This window comes from Altibacter sp. (assembly GCF_019913785.1).
Taxonomy (GTDB): Bacteria; Bacteroidota; Bacteroidia; order Flavobacteriales; family Flavobacteriaceae; genus Altibacter.
This window is the reverse complement of record NZ_JAIOHK010000040.1, coordinates 1-16613: the sequence shown is the minus strand read 5'-3', so window position 1 is coordinate 16613 and position 16613 is coordinate 1. Positions and strand designations below refer to the sequence as shown.

19 protein-coding genes are annotated in these 16613 nt (G+C 39.4%); 12 read left to right on the top strand and 7 right to left on the bottom strand.

The window, feature by feature from the left end; genetic code table 11:
• Positions 1–15: 15 nt before the first annotated feature.
• The gene (locus K8F54_RS06775) at positions 16–1023 is read right to left on the bottom strand and encodes a DUF1028 domain-containing protein (RefSeq protein ID WP_290788834.1); all 1008 of its coding nucleotides are present in this window, start codon (positions 1021–1023) and stop codon (positions 16–18) included.
• A gap of 157 nt (positions 1024–1180) precedes the next feature.
• Between K8F54_RS06775 and K8F54_RS06770 the strand changes: the two genes are divergently transcribed.
• The 8 genes from K8F54_RS06770 to K8F54_RS06735 all read left to right on the top strand — a co-directional run bounded on the left by K8F54_RS06770 (position 1181) and on the right by K8F54_RS06735 (position 7658).
• Entirely contained in the window at positions 1181–3358 is a 2178-nt protein-coding gene (locus K8F54_RS06770) for a TonB-dependent receptor (protein WP_290788833.1), read from the top strand.
• 126 nt (positions 3359–3484) lie between these two features.
• Positions 3485–3898: a DUF2141 domain-containing protein gene (locus tag K8F54_RS06765; protein WP_290788832.1), complete on the top strand. Its 414-nt coding sequence runs from the start codon at positions 3485–3487 to the stop codon at positions 3896–3898.
• Between the two features lie 19 nt (positions 3899–3917).
• Positions 3918–4541: a hypothetical protein gene (locus tag K8F54_RS06760; protein WP_290788831.1), complete on the top strand. Its 624-nt coding sequence runs from the start codon at positions 3918–3920 to the stop codon at positions 4539–4541.
• The gene (locus K8F54_RS06755; RefSeq protein ID WP_363299418.1) at positions 4541–5872 is read left to right on the top strand and encodes a 2TM domain-containing protein; all 1332 of its coding nucleotides are present in this window, start codon (positions 4541–4543) and stop codon (positions 5870–5872) included. Before K8F54_RS06760 ends, K8F54_RS06755 begins: the two co-directional genes overlap by 1 nt.
• Positions 5873–5874: 2 nt before the next feature.
• A complete protein-coding gene (locus K8F54_RS06750) occupies positions 5875–6186 on the top strand; it encodes a 2TM domain-containing protein (protein ID WP_290788830.1) in 312 nt (103 codons plus the stop codon).
• Between the two features lie 11 nt (positions 6187–6197).
• The gene (locus K8F54_RS06745; protein WP_290788828.1) at positions 6198–6542 is read left to right on the top strand and encodes a 2TM domain-containing protein; all 345 of its coding nucleotides are present in this window, start codon (positions 6198–6200) and stop codon (positions 6540–6542) included.
• Between the two features lie 11 nt (positions 6543–6553).
• Complete coding sequence (locus K8F54_RS06740; RefSeq protein WP_290788827.1) at positions 6554–6892, top strand: 2TM domain-containing protein; 339 nt, start codon at positions 6554–6556, stop codon at positions 6890–6892.
• A 10-nt stretch (positions 6893–6902) separates the two neighbouring features.
• Complete coding sequence (locus K8F54_RS06735; protein WP_290788826.1) at positions 6903–7658, top strand: LytTR family DNA-binding domain-containing protein; 756 nt, start codon at positions 6903–6905, stop codon at positions 7656–7658.
• A 12-nt stretch (positions 7659–7670) separates the two neighbouring features.
• Here K8F54_RS06735 and K8F54_RS06730 read toward each other — a convergent pair whose 3' ends face one another.
• The 3 genes from K8F54_RS06730 to K8F54_RS06720 are packed head-to-tail and all read right to left on the bottom strand — an operon-like array spanning position 7671 to position 11267.
• Entirely contained in the window at positions 7671–8420 is a 750-nt protein-coding gene (locus K8F54_RS06730) for a hypothetical protein (protein WP_290788825.1), read from the bottom strand.
• Positions 8407–10056, bottom strand: coding sequence for a sulfatase-like hydrolase/transferase (locus K8F54_RS06725; protein WP_290788824.1), 1650 nt, complete (start codon positions 10054–10056; stop codon positions 8407–8409). The genes K8F54_RS06730 and K8F54_RS06725 overlap by 14 nt, the downstream gene beginning before the upstream one ends.
• Complete coding sequence (locus tag K8F54_RS06720; protein ID WP_290788823.1) at positions 10053–11267, bottom strand: LETM1-related biofilm-associated protein; 1215 nt, start codon at positions 11265–11267, stop codon at positions 10053–10055. The genes K8F54_RS06725 and K8F54_RS06720 overlap by 4 nt, the downstream gene beginning before the upstream one ends.
• 140 nt (positions 11268–11407) lie before the next feature.
• Here K8F54_RS06720 and K8F54_RS06715 point away from each other — a divergent pair, with 140 nt between their 5' ends.
• The 3 genes from K8F54_RS06715 (at position 11408) to K8F54_RS06705 (ending at position 14180) form a co-directional block, all read left to right on the top strand.
• Complete coding sequence (locus tag K8F54_RS06715; RefSeq protein WP_290788821.1) at positions 11408–12118, top strand: DUF4331 family protein; 711 nt, start codon at positions 11408–11410, stop codon at positions 12116–12118.
• A gap of 22 nt (positions 12119–12140) precedes the next feature.
• Positions 12141–12836, top strand: a complete 696-nt coding sequence (locus K8F54_RS06710) for a DUF4331 family protein (RefSeq protein ID WP_290788820.1) — start codon at positions 12141–12143, stop codon at positions 12834–12836.
• Between the two features lie 63 nt (positions 12837–12899).
• Positions 12900–14180 (top strand): hypothetical protein, encoded by a 1281-nt coding sequence (locus K8F54_RS06705; RefSeq protein WP_290788819.1) that lies wholly within the window; start codon positions 12900–12902, stop codon positions 14178–14180.
• Positions 14181–14345: 165 nt separating this feature from the next.
• Here the strand turns inward: K8F54_RS06705 and K8F54_RS06700 are convergent, their stop codons facing one another.
• Genes K8F54_RS06700 through K8F54_RS06690 form a run of 3 tightly spaced genes read right to left on the bottom strand, consistent with a single transcriptional unit; the run spans position 14346 to position 16159 of the window.
• A complete protein-coding gene (locus K8F54_RS06700) occupies positions 14346–14783 on the bottom strand; it encodes a hypothetical protein (RefSeq protein WP_290788818.1) in 438 nt (145 codons plus the stop codon).
• A gap of 41 nt (positions 14784–14824) precedes the next feature.
• A complete protein-coding gene (locus tag K8F54_RS06695) occupies positions 14825–15616 on the bottom strand; it encodes an anti-sigma factor (protein WP_290788817.1) in 792 nt (263 codons plus the stop codon).
• Positions 15617–15625: 9 nt separating this feature from the next.
• Positions 15626–16159, bottom strand: a complete 534-nt coding sequence (locus tag K8F54_RS06690) for a sigma-70 family RNA polymerase sigma factor (protein WP_290788816.1) — start codon at positions 16157–16159, stop codon at positions 15626–15628.
• Between the two features lie 209 nt (positions 16160–16368).
• Here K8F54_RS06690 and K8F54_RS06685 point away from each other — a divergent pair.
• The coding region (locus K8F54_RS06685; RefSeq protein ID WP_290788814.1) for a hypothetical protein at positions 16369–16613 on the top strand (245 nt) is incomplete at its 3' end.

Below are 16613 nucleotides of genomic sequence, written 5' to 3'. Positions count from 1 at the left end.
TATTAATTTCAGAAATTATTGTTTTACAAATTTGAAGGTCGCTTCACCCTGCTCGGTGGTCACCTTCAAAAAGTATACGCCACTTTGCAAATTGGCGGCTGAAACTTGATATCTCCTGTAATTCATTTCGTGAGAAGTGTGTTTGATCAATCGTTTTCCGGTAATATCGTACACCTCATAGGCCGTCAAGGTTACCGATGGATCTAAAGCAAGGGTGAGGTTGTTATTTGTAGGATTCGGAAATAGCTGAAGCTTACTTTTTACAGTAGGTTCACTAATACTTAAAAACGCATCGTATAGGTCTTGTAGAATATCAATTGGTTCGGTACCAACCGCCTGTACAGGAACCACTATTTTTATATATGGGTCGTTTGGGTCGTCATCGGCCTTGTACACTAATAAATAAGCCGTACGGGAAGACGTACCATTGGCCAGGCATCTGGAATCGGCTCCCGGGAAATTAGCGCCCTGCAAGGCAGCCATCAATTTATCGGCCAAAGTTCCGGAAGTAGTATTGAAATTGGCTTCCATTTGATCGATCACCGATGGATTTAATAATATATTCCCCTGAATACTAAAGGTGGCGCCTTGTCGGTCTTCTTTATAATCATCGGTCATACTGCCGGTCCATCCCGCAGCTCTTGGATCTCCGTTTTCATCCAGATCGACTATACCGTATTGTCTATAGTTGGGATCAAAATTCTGACTATTACAGGCGTCATTTGCCATGAGATAGTCGATGATTTCGGAAGGACTCAGGCCTGCTTCCATTTGTAGAATGGCATTTTGAAGATTTATATTTGGGATACATACATAGGCCTGTGAATTCACCCCACCCTGTCCGGGAATGATATCGGTGATGATATCTGCAATATTACTACCACCGGTACTGGAAATACAGGTGGCCCCGGCCGAGCCTATTTCGCCCGTAACCGGATCCACAGCGATTATGGAAAAGGTATCCTGACCAAAACCCATAGTTGAAAGCAGAAAAACGAAGAAAAGTACGGTCAGTTTTTTCATAAAAAAAGCAATTAATTTCTCTAAGATACTTAATTCAACTTTCTTTTTGGATACTTTTTACAATTCACCCCCTTAAATTTACACTTCAGTTTTATTTTTTCTGAATTGACAAACATGGATCGCATTTTTGAACTGTAAATTCATAACCAGCTTACCAATGAAAGATTTAAAAGCACAAATTAAAATAATCGTATGTTTGAGTTTTCTAGCTTCAACCCTATCCTTAAGCGTATTTGGACAAACTGTAATTTCAGGAAAAGTCACTGAAAATAATGGCGTGTCCATTCCCGGTGCAAATGTTTATTTGGAAGGGACTTATGATGGTGTGTCCACAGACGATAATGGTAACTTTTCGTTTCAGACTTCCGAAACGGGGACTCAGACCTTGGTAGTTTCATTTCTTTCTTTTGAAACCTACACCTTGGTTGCCGATGTTGGTAAGATGCAGCGTCTTACCATAAAATTACGTGAAGATGTGAATTCGTTGGACACCGTTGTGATCTCTGCCGGAACCTTTGAAGCCAGTGATAACAGTAAGGTCTCCGTGTTGAAACCGTTGGATGTAGTTACTACCGCCAGTGCTTTAGGCGATTTTGTGGGTGCCTTACAAACACTTCCCGGGACGACGACGGTGTCTGAAGACGGCCGATTATTTGTACGAGGTGGTGATGCAGGGGAGACGCAGATATTTATTGATGGCATTCGGGTGTTTACGCCCTATTCACCCACCACCAATAACATACCTACCAGAGGACGATATAGCCCCTTTTTATTCGACGGAATTACGTTTTCAACCGGGGGATATTCGGCCGAATATGGGCAAGCACTTTCTTCAGTTCTTTTATTGAACACCATCGATGAACCCGATCAAGAAAAGACCGATATTGCTATAATGACAGTAGGAGGTGGTCTCGGAAATACGCAGAAGTGGAAGAACAGTTCCTTGAGCATCAATGCTACCTATATCAATCTAGCGCCCTATATAGCAATTCTCCCCGATAGAAACGATTGGCAAAAACCTTTTGAGGGCTATGCTGGTGAAGCCGTTTTTCGGCAAAAAATAGGAGACGGACTGTTTAAACTGTACGCGGCCTTCGATGGCACTAATTTCGAATTGACACAGGAAGATATTGATTATTCTGAAGGAATCCCTTTTAAGCTGAACAATTCAAATTTTTATACCAATGCCAGCTATACCGATAATTTAGGTGATAGTTGGAAATTGTTCGGAGGCGGAAGTTTTACGCATTCGAACACCGATTTGGGAATTTTTGACGCCGATTTGAACGATATCGAAAATTCGGCGCACATTAAACTGAAGCTGCGGAAACGTTTTAGCAATCGGGTGAAGCTTAGTTTCGGGGCAGAGCAATTCCTAACAGATTTTGAAGAAACATTTCGGGAGGAAGCGATTTTTGAAACCTATGGTTTTCAGAATAACATTTCGGCAGCCTTTGCCGAAACGGATCTGATCTTTTCTAAAAAGTTTGCGATGAAGTTGGGCGCTCGTGCCGAATACAGTGCGTTGTTCAACGACTTTACCGTTTCTCCAAGAGTTTCGGTGGCGTATAAAACCGGACAACACAGCCAACTCTCATTGGCCTATGGCGATTTTTTTCAGCAGCCAAACAGCGATGTTTTAAAATTTGAAAGTAAGCTGGAAGCTCAAAAGACGCAGCATTATATTTTGAATTATCAATATTCGGCCAACAACCGCATTTTCCGAGCCGAAGCCTATAGAAAGCAGTACGATAAACTCATTAAGTACAATACAGAAATGGCCTCATTCGATACGAATTTTACCAATGAGGGGGATGGATATGCGCAGGGAGTCGATGTGTTTTGGCGCGATAATAAAAGTATAAAAAATGTGGATTATTGGGTGAGTTATTCCTATTTGGATACCGAGCGAAACTATCTGAATTTTCCAACGGCTGCCGTCCCATCTTTCGCGAATACGCACAATGTTTCGGTGGTAGGAAAGTACTGGATTGAAGATTGGAAGAGTCAGATAGGATTTAGCCACCAATACGGAAGTGGCCGTACCTACACCAATCCTAACGAGCCGGGATTTCTTCAGCAAAAAACAAGGGACTATCACAGTACGAGTTTCAATTGGGCCTATCTTATTTCGCAACAGCAGATCCTTTATTTTTCCATTAATAATGTGTTCGCTTTTGAGAATGTCAATGGGTATCAATATGCCAGTACACCCGATGCCTCGGGAAATTTTTCCAGAAGAAGTCTAAAACCGGCGGCCGATCAATTCTTTTTCGTGGGATTCTTTTGGACGATTAGTGATGATGGTAGCGATAATCAATTGGACAAGCTCTAACGATAGTGTGATATACCATATGTCACATCACAATTCATCACTAAAAAACTACAATTGGGTCAGGCTATTTTTAGTATTCTTGATAATTAACTGATATTTGATACAACATTAAAAAACAAACGGACCATGCAAACTATAATTACATATTTGACCTTATTACTTACAACTGTGATACTTCAGGGCCAGAACACCATTGAAGTACGCTTTCAAGATTTCGACAACGATAAGGGGATGGTTAAAATTGGGCTGTACGACAAAGAATCAAATTTTCTGAAAGAAACGTTTAAGGCAGCCACATCGAAAATTAAGAATAAGGAAGCGACCGTCACTTTTACCGATATTCCCGATGGAGTTTACGCGATTTCCTGCTATCACGACGAAGACGGTAATGGCAAATTGAATATGTTTATGGGAATGTTTCCCACCGAATCCTACGGAACCTCAAACAACCCACCGACTATGTTTGGTCCACCAAAATGGGAAGATGCTAAATTTGAAGTAAAGAACGGTGAAACCCGCCAGCTGATTATACATATGTAAACTAAAAAACCTACAACCAATGAAGAAGTTAATACTATTCTGTTTTATGATGATTTCCTGTATAGGAATTAGTCAATCGAAGTACGAAGATGGCATGCGCAAAGCATTTGAACTTTGGGGATCTGAAAAACCATGGGAAGCCGCCAATCTTTTCGAGAGAATTTCGACCGCCGAAGTTGATAACTGGTTGCCGGCCTATTATGTAGCGCAAATTAACGTGATCTACAGTTTTGAAGAGAAAGATGCAACAAAATTGAAGGCACAAATGGATAAGGCACTGGAATTTTTAAACTTAGCCAAAGGAATTTCCAAAGACAACGCCGAGCTTCTTGTACTAGACGCCCTGTGGCATACCGTGTGGATTGCGTACGACGGACAGCAATACGGAATGAAATATTCCGGGAAAGTGGCACAACTGTACCAACAAGCCTTACAATTGGCGCCGGACAATCCGCATGTGGTCTTCGGGAAGGCGGAATGGGATATGGGTTCTGCTCGCTTTTTTGGACAACCTTTGGACCCCTACTGTGCCGATTTGCAAAGAGCGATCGAACTATTTAGTACCTTTAAACCAGAGACCGAGTTTCACCCGAGTTATGGTGAAAATCGCGCCAAAGAACTCGCCGAAAAAACCTGTAAATAATGAGTATAAAGTTATTTATAAAAGAGCTTGGTAAAGCATTGACCTTAGGGGCACTGGTCTTTATTGTGTTGGGTATTATCCGATACATGAATGGCTACAGAATCACCGATGGGAAACAACTGCTTATCGAATTTGGGTACAACCAAATGTATTCGGTGGTACTGTATATGGCCAATGCCTTGTTCATCATTTTCTTGCTAAAACGATATAAAGGAGAGCTCTTTAAAACGAATAATTTATCAAAAGGAATTTTAGGTGGAATCGCCATCACCGTGGCGAGTTTATTTTTCCTTCGGTTATTTACCGAGATAATCATTGAGGGGGAAAGCCTTTCTGAATTCGTAGCCGGGGAACACATACAATACTATTATGTTTCCTTTATTATATCGGCCTTGGTAACCGCGATTTTTTACGGAGTATACTACTACCGATACACACAGGAACGAAAGGTAAAGGAGCAGAAGATCATTGCCGGAACGGCTTCGGCAAAGTTTGACGCCTTGAAAAATCAGTTGGATCCACATTTTTTATTTAACAGTTTGAATGTGTTAACGAGTTTGATAGAGGAAAACCCGGAAGCTGCTACCAAGTTTACCACCTCATTGTCCAAAGTGTATCGCTATGTTTTGGAACAAAAAAACAAGGATTTGGTGACAGTTGCTGAAGAATTGAAGTTCGCCGAACTATATATGTCACTTATAAAAATGCGCTTTGAAGACAGTATAGTGTTTACTATCGATACTATTTCAAATCCTGAAGCCAAGGTAGTACCACTGGCGCTTCAGTTATTGCTGGAAAATGCGGTAAAGCACAATCAGGTAACCCCTTCAAAAAAATTACACATTAGCATTACCGAAGAAAATGGGAATTTGGTCATTAAGAACAATGTACAACCAAAACAAGTATTAAAGGAAAGTAGTGGTGTAGGGCTTCGGAATATTCGGCAGCGGTATTATATATTGACCAACAGGCCGGTTACTATTCAGCAAAACGAGAAAGAATTCAGCATTGCTATACCAATGCTCACTAAAGAAACAACTGCCATGCAAATACAAGAAACTTATATTTCAGAAAAAAAATACCAACGTGCAAAAAAAAGAGTAGAAGCGTTAAAGGGCTTTTACGTTCACATTACCATCTACCTTATCATGATCCCGGTATTTATTTATTTGAATTTCAGATCGACAGGGTTCCCATGGGCTATCTTTCCAATCGTAGGCTGGGGATTTGGGGTGATGGGACATGCGATGGAAGTGTTTAATTACAACCCCTTCTTAGGGAAGGACTGGGAAGAGCGAAAGATGAAAGAATTTATGGATAAAGAGAACTAATTATGAAAGATTTAGATAAAGAAGCCAAGTTTTTACAGGCCAAGGAACGTGTTACCTGTATCAAGAAATTTTACACAAGCCTTATGTTCTATTTAGTGTTTATAGGCTTTTTAGCTGCATTGAATTATTATACCAATCGGTGGGATTATCCCTGGTTTTTATGGGCCGCATTTGGTTGGGGGATAGGAATTGTCATTCAGGCATTCAAGGCATTTCGCTGGTTACCGTATATGAACAAGAGCTGGGAAGAGCGTAAGATCAAGGAGTTTATGGATAAAGATAACGATACATCATCGGGGAATAGATGGAGCTAATAATAGAAGTTATGAAAGATATGGAAACTATAAAATACGAACGCGCCAAAAAAAAGGTAAATTGTCTAAAAGGATTTTACAATCATCTTGCGATTTTCCTGATTGTGAATTTGGTCATCTTACTAATTAGATTGGAGCTTATTCCAATTATCTACATCAACGCAGAAGATACAAATATACAAAGTTGGCTGGACTGGAATACCTATGGAATTACCCTTGTATGGGGAATTGTGTTACTAGTCCATGGCTTATGGGTTTTTCAAAATAAGGTTACAATACTAAAGAATTGGGAAGAGAAGAAAGTGAAAGACTTGGTAGAAAAAGAAGAAAAAGAGTCCGAACAACGTTGGAATTAAAAGACAGAGTTATGAACGATATAGAAAATGAAAAATACAAGAAGGCTAAAAAGAAGGTCAAAGAAATAAAAGGGTTTTACTCACACCTGACGGCCTATGTGGTAGTAAATATTTTCCTGATACTAATTCAAATGGGATTATTTAGTAAGGCTTTTTTTGAATTTGGATTTGAGGCACCCACATGGTCTATGCTCTCTACACCCTTCTTTTGGGGTATTGGATTAGCCTTTCATGCGTTGCATGTATTTCAGGATAAATTCACATTCTTTAAGAATTGGGAAGAGCGAAAGATCAAAGAGTATATGGAGAAGGATGAAGAAGATTTAAAACGAACCAATAAATGGGATTAACCCACTACCTATGAATGTACTCATCATCGAAGACGAAAAACCATCTGCTCGCCGATTGCAGCGGATGCTAGCAAAATTAGACGTTCGTACGCACGAAATGCTGCACAGTGTGACTGAAGCGATCGAATGGTTTTCAAACAACCCGCATCCCGATCTTATATTTTTGGATATACAGCTAAGCGACGGCTTGTCATTCGAGATTTTTGACGTAGTGGAGGTGAGCAGTGCTATTATTTTTACAACGGCTTTCGACGAGTATGCGCTGCAAGCCTTTAAGTTGAATAGCATCGACTATTTGTTGAAACCCATTGATGATGACGAATTGGAGGTTGCGGTAAAAAAATACAGAGCTTTAAAACCACCCACTCAGAACGTTCAGCTTAACTTCGACGATATCAGGAAGCTGTTGACCAACCCTCTAGAGCGAGAATACAAAAAGCGTTTTACAACAAAGATCGGGCAGCATATTAAAATGATTTCGGTTGATGAAATTGAGTGTTTTTATTCCGAAAATAAAGGGACCTATGCCCATACAATTGATGGTCGTGATTACTTACTCGATACCACTTTAGAGCTATTAGAAGACGAACTGGAACCGAAAACCTTCTTCCGAATTAGTCGGAAATATTATATCAATATAAACGCAATCAAGGATATTATCTCGTATACAAATTCCAGACTTCAGCTAAAACTTACCACTTACAAAGCACAGGAGGTCATTGTAGCCCGTGAGAGGGTAAAGGACTTTAAAATTTGGTTGGAATAATTGTGCTATCAATTATCTGTTTCCTCTAAAAGCGCGATAGCTCACTAAGACTAATTGAACCGATTCGTCTTTCAGAATTTCCTGTAAAAGACGATAATCCTTAAGCTTTGAGTGATTAATTGACCAGATGTATTTTGTTCGAGCTGGAAAATACTTCTTTAAAATAGCATATTCTGAAAAAGTGGTTGAAACTCCAAGATCGGGTTGCGCTTCCAACACCTTTTCAATTTTAACTATTTCCTGTTGTAATACCTGCGAATCCTTAGCCGACAAATGTTGAGGTAGATAAAAACTTGTTTTAAATCCCGAGGCCGAAAAAATAGGCAGGGCTTCAGGATAGCGAGTTTCAATCAATATTTTGTCTAGCGGATATGACTTCTCTTGCAGCAGCGCTATTAGTTTGTCGTGAATTTGTCTGTTGTTGCCTGAATTCAAATTTTTGATGTCCAACCAAATAAAAGGCTGTTGCTCAATTTCAAAATGAGACAAATACGTTTCAAAATCTAACTGAATAGACGAGGCAGGAGGATGATTTACGTCAAGATAATCTTGCCCTTCAATATATTCCAAATCCAATTCAATAGCATCGAAGTAACAAAGTGCCGATTCCAATTTTTCGAGACTGTTTACACGATGCGCGCCAATTTTATGATAATATCCTAAAAATTCGATTTTTCGAGGACTAAACCGATATAGAAAGACACAGCTAATTACAAATACTGTGCCCACCAATAAAAACTTCCACTTTTTACCGCTTATCATAATTTACATCTGTTTTTATAAAACGTGTACGCTTTATGAATTCGGTGTTAAAAATACTCTTAGAAGGATCAAATTCTTTAAAGGTAATGTCGCTAATCTCCGAAAACGTATGTATAAAATCTTCAAGACTATACCGCCTCTTGGACAACGAATCCTTTGGCGTTGAGAAAGACCGATTTGCCTTATATTTTTCAGAAAACCAGACGATAAAGGGTATCTCGTGCATGGGCGGTGTTGCGTGATAACTATTATGGCCCATTAAATCCATGGTATCGTATACTTCATCACCGTGATCGGAGAAATAAGCAACATAACTCTTATCGTCTACATTTCTTACCTTTTCAATTATGGTTCGAACAATAAAGTCATTATACAAAACAGCATTGTCATAATCATTCGTTGTGGAAATAGCCTTTTTATGATGATACTTTAGATTGGGACTCTTTTCAGTAAAGCGTTCGTATGCTACTGGGTATCGTTTTTTATAGGTTCCATGTGTTCCAATTAGGTGAATAAAAAGCACCTTTTTTTCAATAGAATTCTTAAGAATTTGATCCAGAAAGGGAAATAAATTTTCATCGTGGATATCGTAGTTATAGTTATCCGTGGCGATAAAATTCTTTTGAGTTGCCGCATTGCCTATAAGTGTAGAAACACTCTCATGCAAGCCAACAGGTCTCTGGTTGGATAACCAATAGGTAGTAAAACCTGCGTGGTTGGCCAATTGTACAATGGAACCATTGCTTTTTTTATTGGGTTCTTTTGCATCGGAAAGCGTTAGTATCTTTTCAAGTGCCAAGATGGTATGTACATCGGGTGTAATGATACTGTCGAAAATAGTTAGTTCATCTTTAATCTCGGTCAATAAGGGGTTGGTGTTCCGGTGATAGCCGTAAAGTTGCATATGCCAACTGGAAGTTGATTCACCTATCACAATCACATAGGTTTGACGACCCTTTTCCGATGTGACATCCGAGAAAACATCACTATGCTTTTTTGCGAGATTGTCTTTAAGGATATTTTTGGTAATTACATACTCTTCGTATGAACTAAAAGAGGTTAAAAAGATATTTTCAGCTTTAAACTTTGACTGAATTCCGTAACCAAGAATTACTATTAGGAGGAGTATGGGTATCCTGAATTTTAATGATTTTGTTCGTAGTTGGAATGCTTCCCTAAACTTAAAAAGATTCGATTTGGAACTGAACAATTTACGCAGGAAAAACAATGGTAATAAGAACAGTATCAACAACAAAATAATCTTTAAATCGAAGTAATTTGATAAGAAATCGGAAGCTTCGGTTGTATTGGTTTCAAAAATAACAAATAAGGCCGAAGCACTTAATTTTACACCATAATGATAATAAAAACTAAGTTTCAGAAAGGCTAAAAAAGCCAATACCAAATATGACACGATTAAAAAAGTCCTTCGAAAAGATGTATTGCTCACTAAAAAAAATACAGCGATAAACAATCCGGTAAGCAGGCCAAACCCAATGGTCTCTTTCAAATACGCCCTGAAAAATGGAATTAACACGATACCCAAACTTGCCACAACGACCAATGGATAGCACAATAGTACGGCAATATGCAGTACTGCCGAAAAGGATGTTTTATATGCCTGGGAAAGTTTCAATTCTTTTTATCCTGAATTCTATTCTCGTTAAAGGCTGAAGGTAACAGTTTTGGAATAAACTTTACTAATAACGGCAGCAGCACAGTACCTCCCGGGAGCAGGAAAATGGTCAACGAAGGGATCGTTTTGCACACATCCAACAATTGCTCCTTTACTTTGTGCTTTTCTTCCGGATTCAGGTCTCTGAGTGTTGACTGAGATAATAACACCAGTAATTCACCGCTTTCCTCTAATTCACGTATCAATCGTTTTTTATTGCGAAGTATAAGCAGTTTTACCGTAGCAGCAGATTGCTTATAAAATAGTTTTACCGGATTGGAATATTCAAAAAGTTGAATGGTCTCGGTGTACTTGTCCGAAAACGAAGTAAGATCTTGTAAACTTGTCGTGAGTTCCTTTTCGGGTAGTTTAAGCTTGGTTGTAAGATTTTGTAAAAAGTTAAACTCGCTCGCGTCCATTTCATGATCATCCCATACGGCGATAATACAGATATCCAGAATGTATTTTTTTTCGAGATCACTACGATTTGAAATACGCTTTAATTGTTGCAAAGAGGTAATATCCTGCGCCGATGTATCGGCAATCAGATATTCTGTGGAAGATTCGAATAGATCAATTAGCAATCGATCGTATTTGTTCTTATTCTGTTTGGCCTTCAGTGCAAAGAAACAACAGGTGATCACCGAGTTTTCCAATTGTTTGGCATAAGATTTTATCGCTCTGGGTTTAGACAGCCATTTAATATAGGCCAACACATCTACAAAGAGCAGGGCATAGGTAAGAATCGAGGTATTGTTTTTTTTGAGCGCCGTATTGGTCTCTTGTAGGCGTGACGACAAAACACTTTCTAAATGCTGACTGTTACTCTGAGAAAGGGTCAGCTTCCTTAAAAACCCGGTCTTTCCCTTGTCTATCTTGTTATAGAATTCATTAATAGAGCCGATGGCATCGTCAAAAGAACCTTTTGGATTGGACTGAAAGTAAAAATAGAGCAGTGCATGAAACAGATTGATCTTGGTGTATTCCTCCTTGGTGAGATCCAAATTACTCACCGTTTCGTCCAGGATAGCCTTGACAGAAACACCGTATATAAATCCGGTTTCCTTAAGGTAGGTATAAAAGTTCGTTCTGTTTTTAAATTTTGTTGTGAGATCAACCCTCTCTAAACCACTTAAAAACTTCGGAATCCAATCGGTTGCTGATGGGTTCATTAGTTTTGATAACTTTGCGTTGGTTTTAAATTGTAAATTTACATTAACAAAAGATTAACTGTTGTAAAAAAACCAACTATGTACTTTCGTCGTAAATGAATATGAACAAGTAAAAATAATTAATAAAAAGAACTTCAATTATGAAAAAAACAAAACTTTTTGCAGCAATCGGAGGCTTGGGATTAGCCATGCTTGCGGTATTTCTCATTGCTGCAGATCACATTGATGCACCTGATGTTGCCGGTACTACTACCGATATAGCCGACTTCTATGCGTTTGAAGGTGATGATCCTAATAAAACCGTATTCATTGCAACCTTACAGGGTCCCCTAATTCCGGGTGCTGTAACCGATAATGCACAATTTGATGAAGATGTGATGGTTGAGTTCAATATTGACAATACCGGTGATTTTGTGGAAGATCTGGTCATTCAGGCGATCAAAAGAGGTGATTCTATGTATTTCTTTGGTCCGGTAGGCCCTACGCAAACAGGACTTTCAAGTGTTGTTGAAACTTCCGTAGCACGAAATAGTGTTAAAATTTCTACCAGTGCCGATGTGCAAACCAGTTCAAATAATGGAATGACCTTTTTTGCTGGTCCTCGTAGAGATGCTTTTTATTTTGATTTTAACCGTTTTAATGAGGTGATCTCCGGAGCCGTGGCCCCCGAAGGGTTTTTACCTCCCGGTCAAGCAGAGGACTTTTTTGAAGAACTAAATGTATTGGCCGTAATCGTTGAAGTCCCAAACTCGATGCTGGGAACTGCACCCCCACATGTTGGTGCTGCGGTTGGGATAAACGGATTGCCTCCTGCATACAATGTATGGGTAACTACAAAAAGAAAGCAATAATTAATTCAAAAAAGAAAAGACCATGAAAACATATAAATTAAGAATCTTATTTATTGCAATCTGTACCTCGCTGTTGTTTGTGCAATGTGCCGACGACGACGATAATGGAAATATCATTATGCAAGTGACCTGCGACGACGGTGTCCAAAATGGAGATGAGGAAGGTGTGGATTGTGGAGGAACCGCCTGTGCGCCATGTGACACTACATTGGACTTTAGCGGTACCTATACACAAGAAGACATCATGGGAAGACCCGGTGTGAATACCGTGTTCAGCGGAAGCGACAACGTAAAGAATAATTTTAATACGAGTATCGTAAGTGACAGAGCATCCTTTCAGCCTACATTCGAGGCTACGTTAGAACTATATCACGATGTCTATGCACAATCATTGGGGATAGATCCTGCCGACCTCGATTATGAGACAAACATTCTAGGATTGGATGCGCCAACCTTTACCACGGTATTGGCACAATTCGATGCGCTACAAGTAGCTCCAAATGGTCCAACCACCTATTTTGACGGTACCAATGCACTAACCGGTCGAAACTTAGGTGACGATGTGATAGACATTTCACTTACCCTAATGTTTGGAGGAACCAGTGGAACACGTTTTGACGGAAACAACGGAACGCCACAACTTACAAGTGATGGTGTTGATGCGGGCGATCGAGACTTCTCCCTTGGGTTTCCTTATTTAGAAACCCCCAATGAATAAACAACAAATTAATCATAAGAAAAGGGCAAGCAATTGCTCTTTTCTTTTTTATACTGAAAATGTATGAAAGCATTGATATTATGTATGCTAGTACTGCTTTTGACATCCTGTAAAAAAGAGGAAAAGCTAGTCATTACCAATCCGGCCCATTACAATACTTTTTTGGATACCTCCAATAACGAAAGTCTTAAAAGTGCTATTTCTGAAAAAGACTATTGGAACAATAGACTCAAACCGGATACGTCTGGAGTTGGTGAAATTGGTCCCCTGGCTGGGGCCTATACAAGGATATTTGAAGCAAGCGGAGCTGTTGAGAATCTTAAAAAAGCCGAAGCTCTCTACAAAAAGGGGATGGAGATCTCTGCCAATAATAAGGATAATTATGCGAGGGGCTTGGCCCGTACGTATATTTCACAACACCGATTTAAGGAGGCAATGGTTGTTTTAGAGGAAAGTTATGCCGGTGTTTCGAATAAGCGAGCTACCGAAATGATGCTCTTCGATATATATATGGAGCTGGGAGATTATGATAAAGCAGATGCTTTCCTCGGAAAGATCAAAAATACCAATGACTATAATTACTTAATTCGTTTGGCAAAATGGAGTGATTACAAAGGTGATCTCGAGGCCGCCATCAAGTATATGGAACAGGCCAAAAGCATTGCCGAGTCCAGAGGAAGCATTGCTCTAAAAGTGTGGACTTATTCGAATTTAGCCGATTTCTATGGTCATGCCGGACGTCTTGAAGCGTCCTATCAACATTATTTAAAAACACTGCAGTTACAGCCCGATAATGCCTACGCAAAAAAAGGAATAGCTTGGATTGCTTATGCTGCTGAAAAAAATACGACCGAGGCAAATCGGATATTAGATTCGGTTATGGTGCATCACCAGGTTCCCGATTATTTTTTGCTGAAAGCTGAAATGGCCGAATTTAACAATCAACTTTCCGAAGCAGAAGTGTTTATAGATAGTTTTGTAAATAATGCTTCCGAAGCCGATTACGGCGATATGTACAATGCCTACCTTATTGAAATCTATGCCGAATCCCAACCTGAAAAAGCGCTAACCTTGGCCACTCAGGAAATTCAAAATAGAGCAACTCCCGAAACCTATTCACTATTGGCTTATGCACAACTTATGGCGGGAATGAATGCCGAAGCACTTCAGACCATTGAAAACTTTGTTGCAGGCAAAACGTTTGAGCCCATGGCTCAATATTATTCGGCTTTGGTGTATAAAGCCAATGGAAAATCGGATATGGTGAAGCCTCTTAAAAAGGAGCTTTTGACGGCTGCGTTTGAATTAGGACCCGTACTTACAGAGAAAATTGAAAAATTATAAAAACTGAAAACCATCCCACTTGGTTTTTCGTATATAATGTATAACGGTTGGTTATCGACAGCCGATAGCTAATTGACAACCGGTGGTACCGGTTTCAGAGTTTTTTTGTTAGTTGGAGCGTCTGCCATTGGAGGACGCTCTTTTTAATGCCTAAACCAAACGGATTTACTCAGTTTTAAAAAGCTCCAGCCCTTTTAGCCATAAAATTTCAGATTGGAAAAAACGAAGCGATTCTTTTTGCACTTTCAAAGATGTGTTTCTGGGTGATTTGCGATTACTACGAGCCTTGGTGTTAGTACAATTTAAGGTATACTTTTCGTCCAAATCTGATTGTTCGTTCGAATAGAATACAAGTGTGTGCGTTCCTTCGAGTTTCCAAGTTCCTTTTCCGAACCAATTTTCTTCGGGTTGACTGGGGTCTAGATTTCGATAAATATGAATTAGGAAGGTGCTATCTGAATTTAGGGTGAGCGAATATTCAAGAATAGATTTTGATTGTGTAGACTCACTTCGTTTTGTATAGTTTCCTATATAGCTTTCCGGTTGTGCCAACAAGGTAGAATTCGCTACAAATAGGAATATCAATAGTATAATTGATTTCATAATGTCTTTTTCAGAAGCATTAATAGGTATTCAAATTGAAATTAAGGAGATACAGCCCCTAAGGTGTACAACTGTGATAAGGTAGGTGTTTCACTTCCTCCTTCAGGTTCTAAGGTAATTCCAAAGGCTTCCGGATTGGGGATATTCTCAAACTTAAAGACCCCATTTTCGGTCCCTGTTGCAGAACTTAACAATCCAACACTAGTTGGGGTCAGCGGATCCAATATTAAGGACCATACCTGATATACTTTTCCACTTGGCGCTACGGGCAACCCCCCGGCATCTATATAGGCGATCTTATCCTTTTGATTATAATACACTTTGGCAAATGCTTCGGGAGCCACCGCCTGGTTTCCCGGAAGCGTAATGGTTTTGTAATCCTTAGAGCGAATCACAGCTAATAAGTTGTTCGCATCGGTGAGTTCTCCTTCAGTAAAACGTATTCTTTCTTTTAATTGGGTGTTTTCAGTAGTTGTAATTTGAATATCATCTTGTAACCCATTATGCTGCTTCCACATCCAAAATAGCCCCACTATACAAAGAATGGCAGCTGCCCAGCCTGTGATGGCCGACCAATTGGTACGCGGAGCACTACCGTCTATTTTCCGAACCGAACGGGTAGCAGCCAGTATATACGACCATATCATAGCGGGCAAGGTAGGTGCCACAGCTTCGGCCAAGCTAAGCAAGGAAGCTTCAATGGCTTCTATTTCGCGCTGTACTTCCGGATAGGTTGCAATGGCTGCTTCTACCTCTGAAATTTCTTCAGAAGGAAGTGTTCCACATACATATAATTCTAGTTTGCCAGATGCTATAATTTCTTCTGCACTCATATCTTTAAATTACCCTAAAACCAAGGTTCTAAGCTCCTGTATACAATTTCTATTTCTAGTTTTTAAGGTCCCTAATGGAATATCCAAGGTTTTTGCGGCCTCCACCTGCGTATATCCTTTAAAAAAAAGGAGATCGATTATTTTAATACAGGCAGGTTTTAAAGCAGCTACAAATTTCTGTATTCCAATCGCATTTACTTTTTGATTTAAACTATCACTAGTAGCCAGTATATCTACGAAATTAGTAGTGCTTAGGTTTTTCTTACTGTTCTTATACGCCTTGGATCGGGTCTTGTCAATAGCAGCGTTTCTCGCAATATTGAGAAGCCACGTAAAGAACCGTCCTTTCTTACTATCGTAGGACCCGGAATTGTTCCAAACTTTTATAAAAACATCTTGCAGCACCTCTTGTGAAATAGCCTCATCTAAGACAATACTGTGTATAATACCGTAGGTCGCATCAGAATACATTGCATAAATTCTTGAAAATGCAATCTCATTTTTATTTTGCATTTTAAGTATAAGTGCATCGGGTTGTTCCATGTAGAAAACTCTTGTTGATTTGCTAAAGTAGGGAAAAATAAGTTGTGTGAAATGCAATAAGAATGAACATTGGTTGCGTTATACTTTTGCCAGTATATTACTGTTAAAATTGAGATATCTGCTTGTAAAAGTTTGTGAACTAGTGTTAATTTAATAGATTTACAGAAATTAATACCTACTTATTACTAACCTTTTAACTATAAATTCTAATGAAAAAAATTACCTTCAGGTTGTTTTTGGGAATATTATTTGTCTTTTCAGGACAGCTGATAGCTCAAAACGCAGTGCAAAGCATTGACAATCAAATGGAGCAACTTTTGGAGAATACGTTACTTACTCCACAGGATGCGCAATGGGCAATTACAGATCAAAATGTAAGCCGAGTAAGTAACATAAGCCACGTGTATTACCGTCAGGTATTCAACGGCTTGCAAATCTATGGAACCGAATCTGG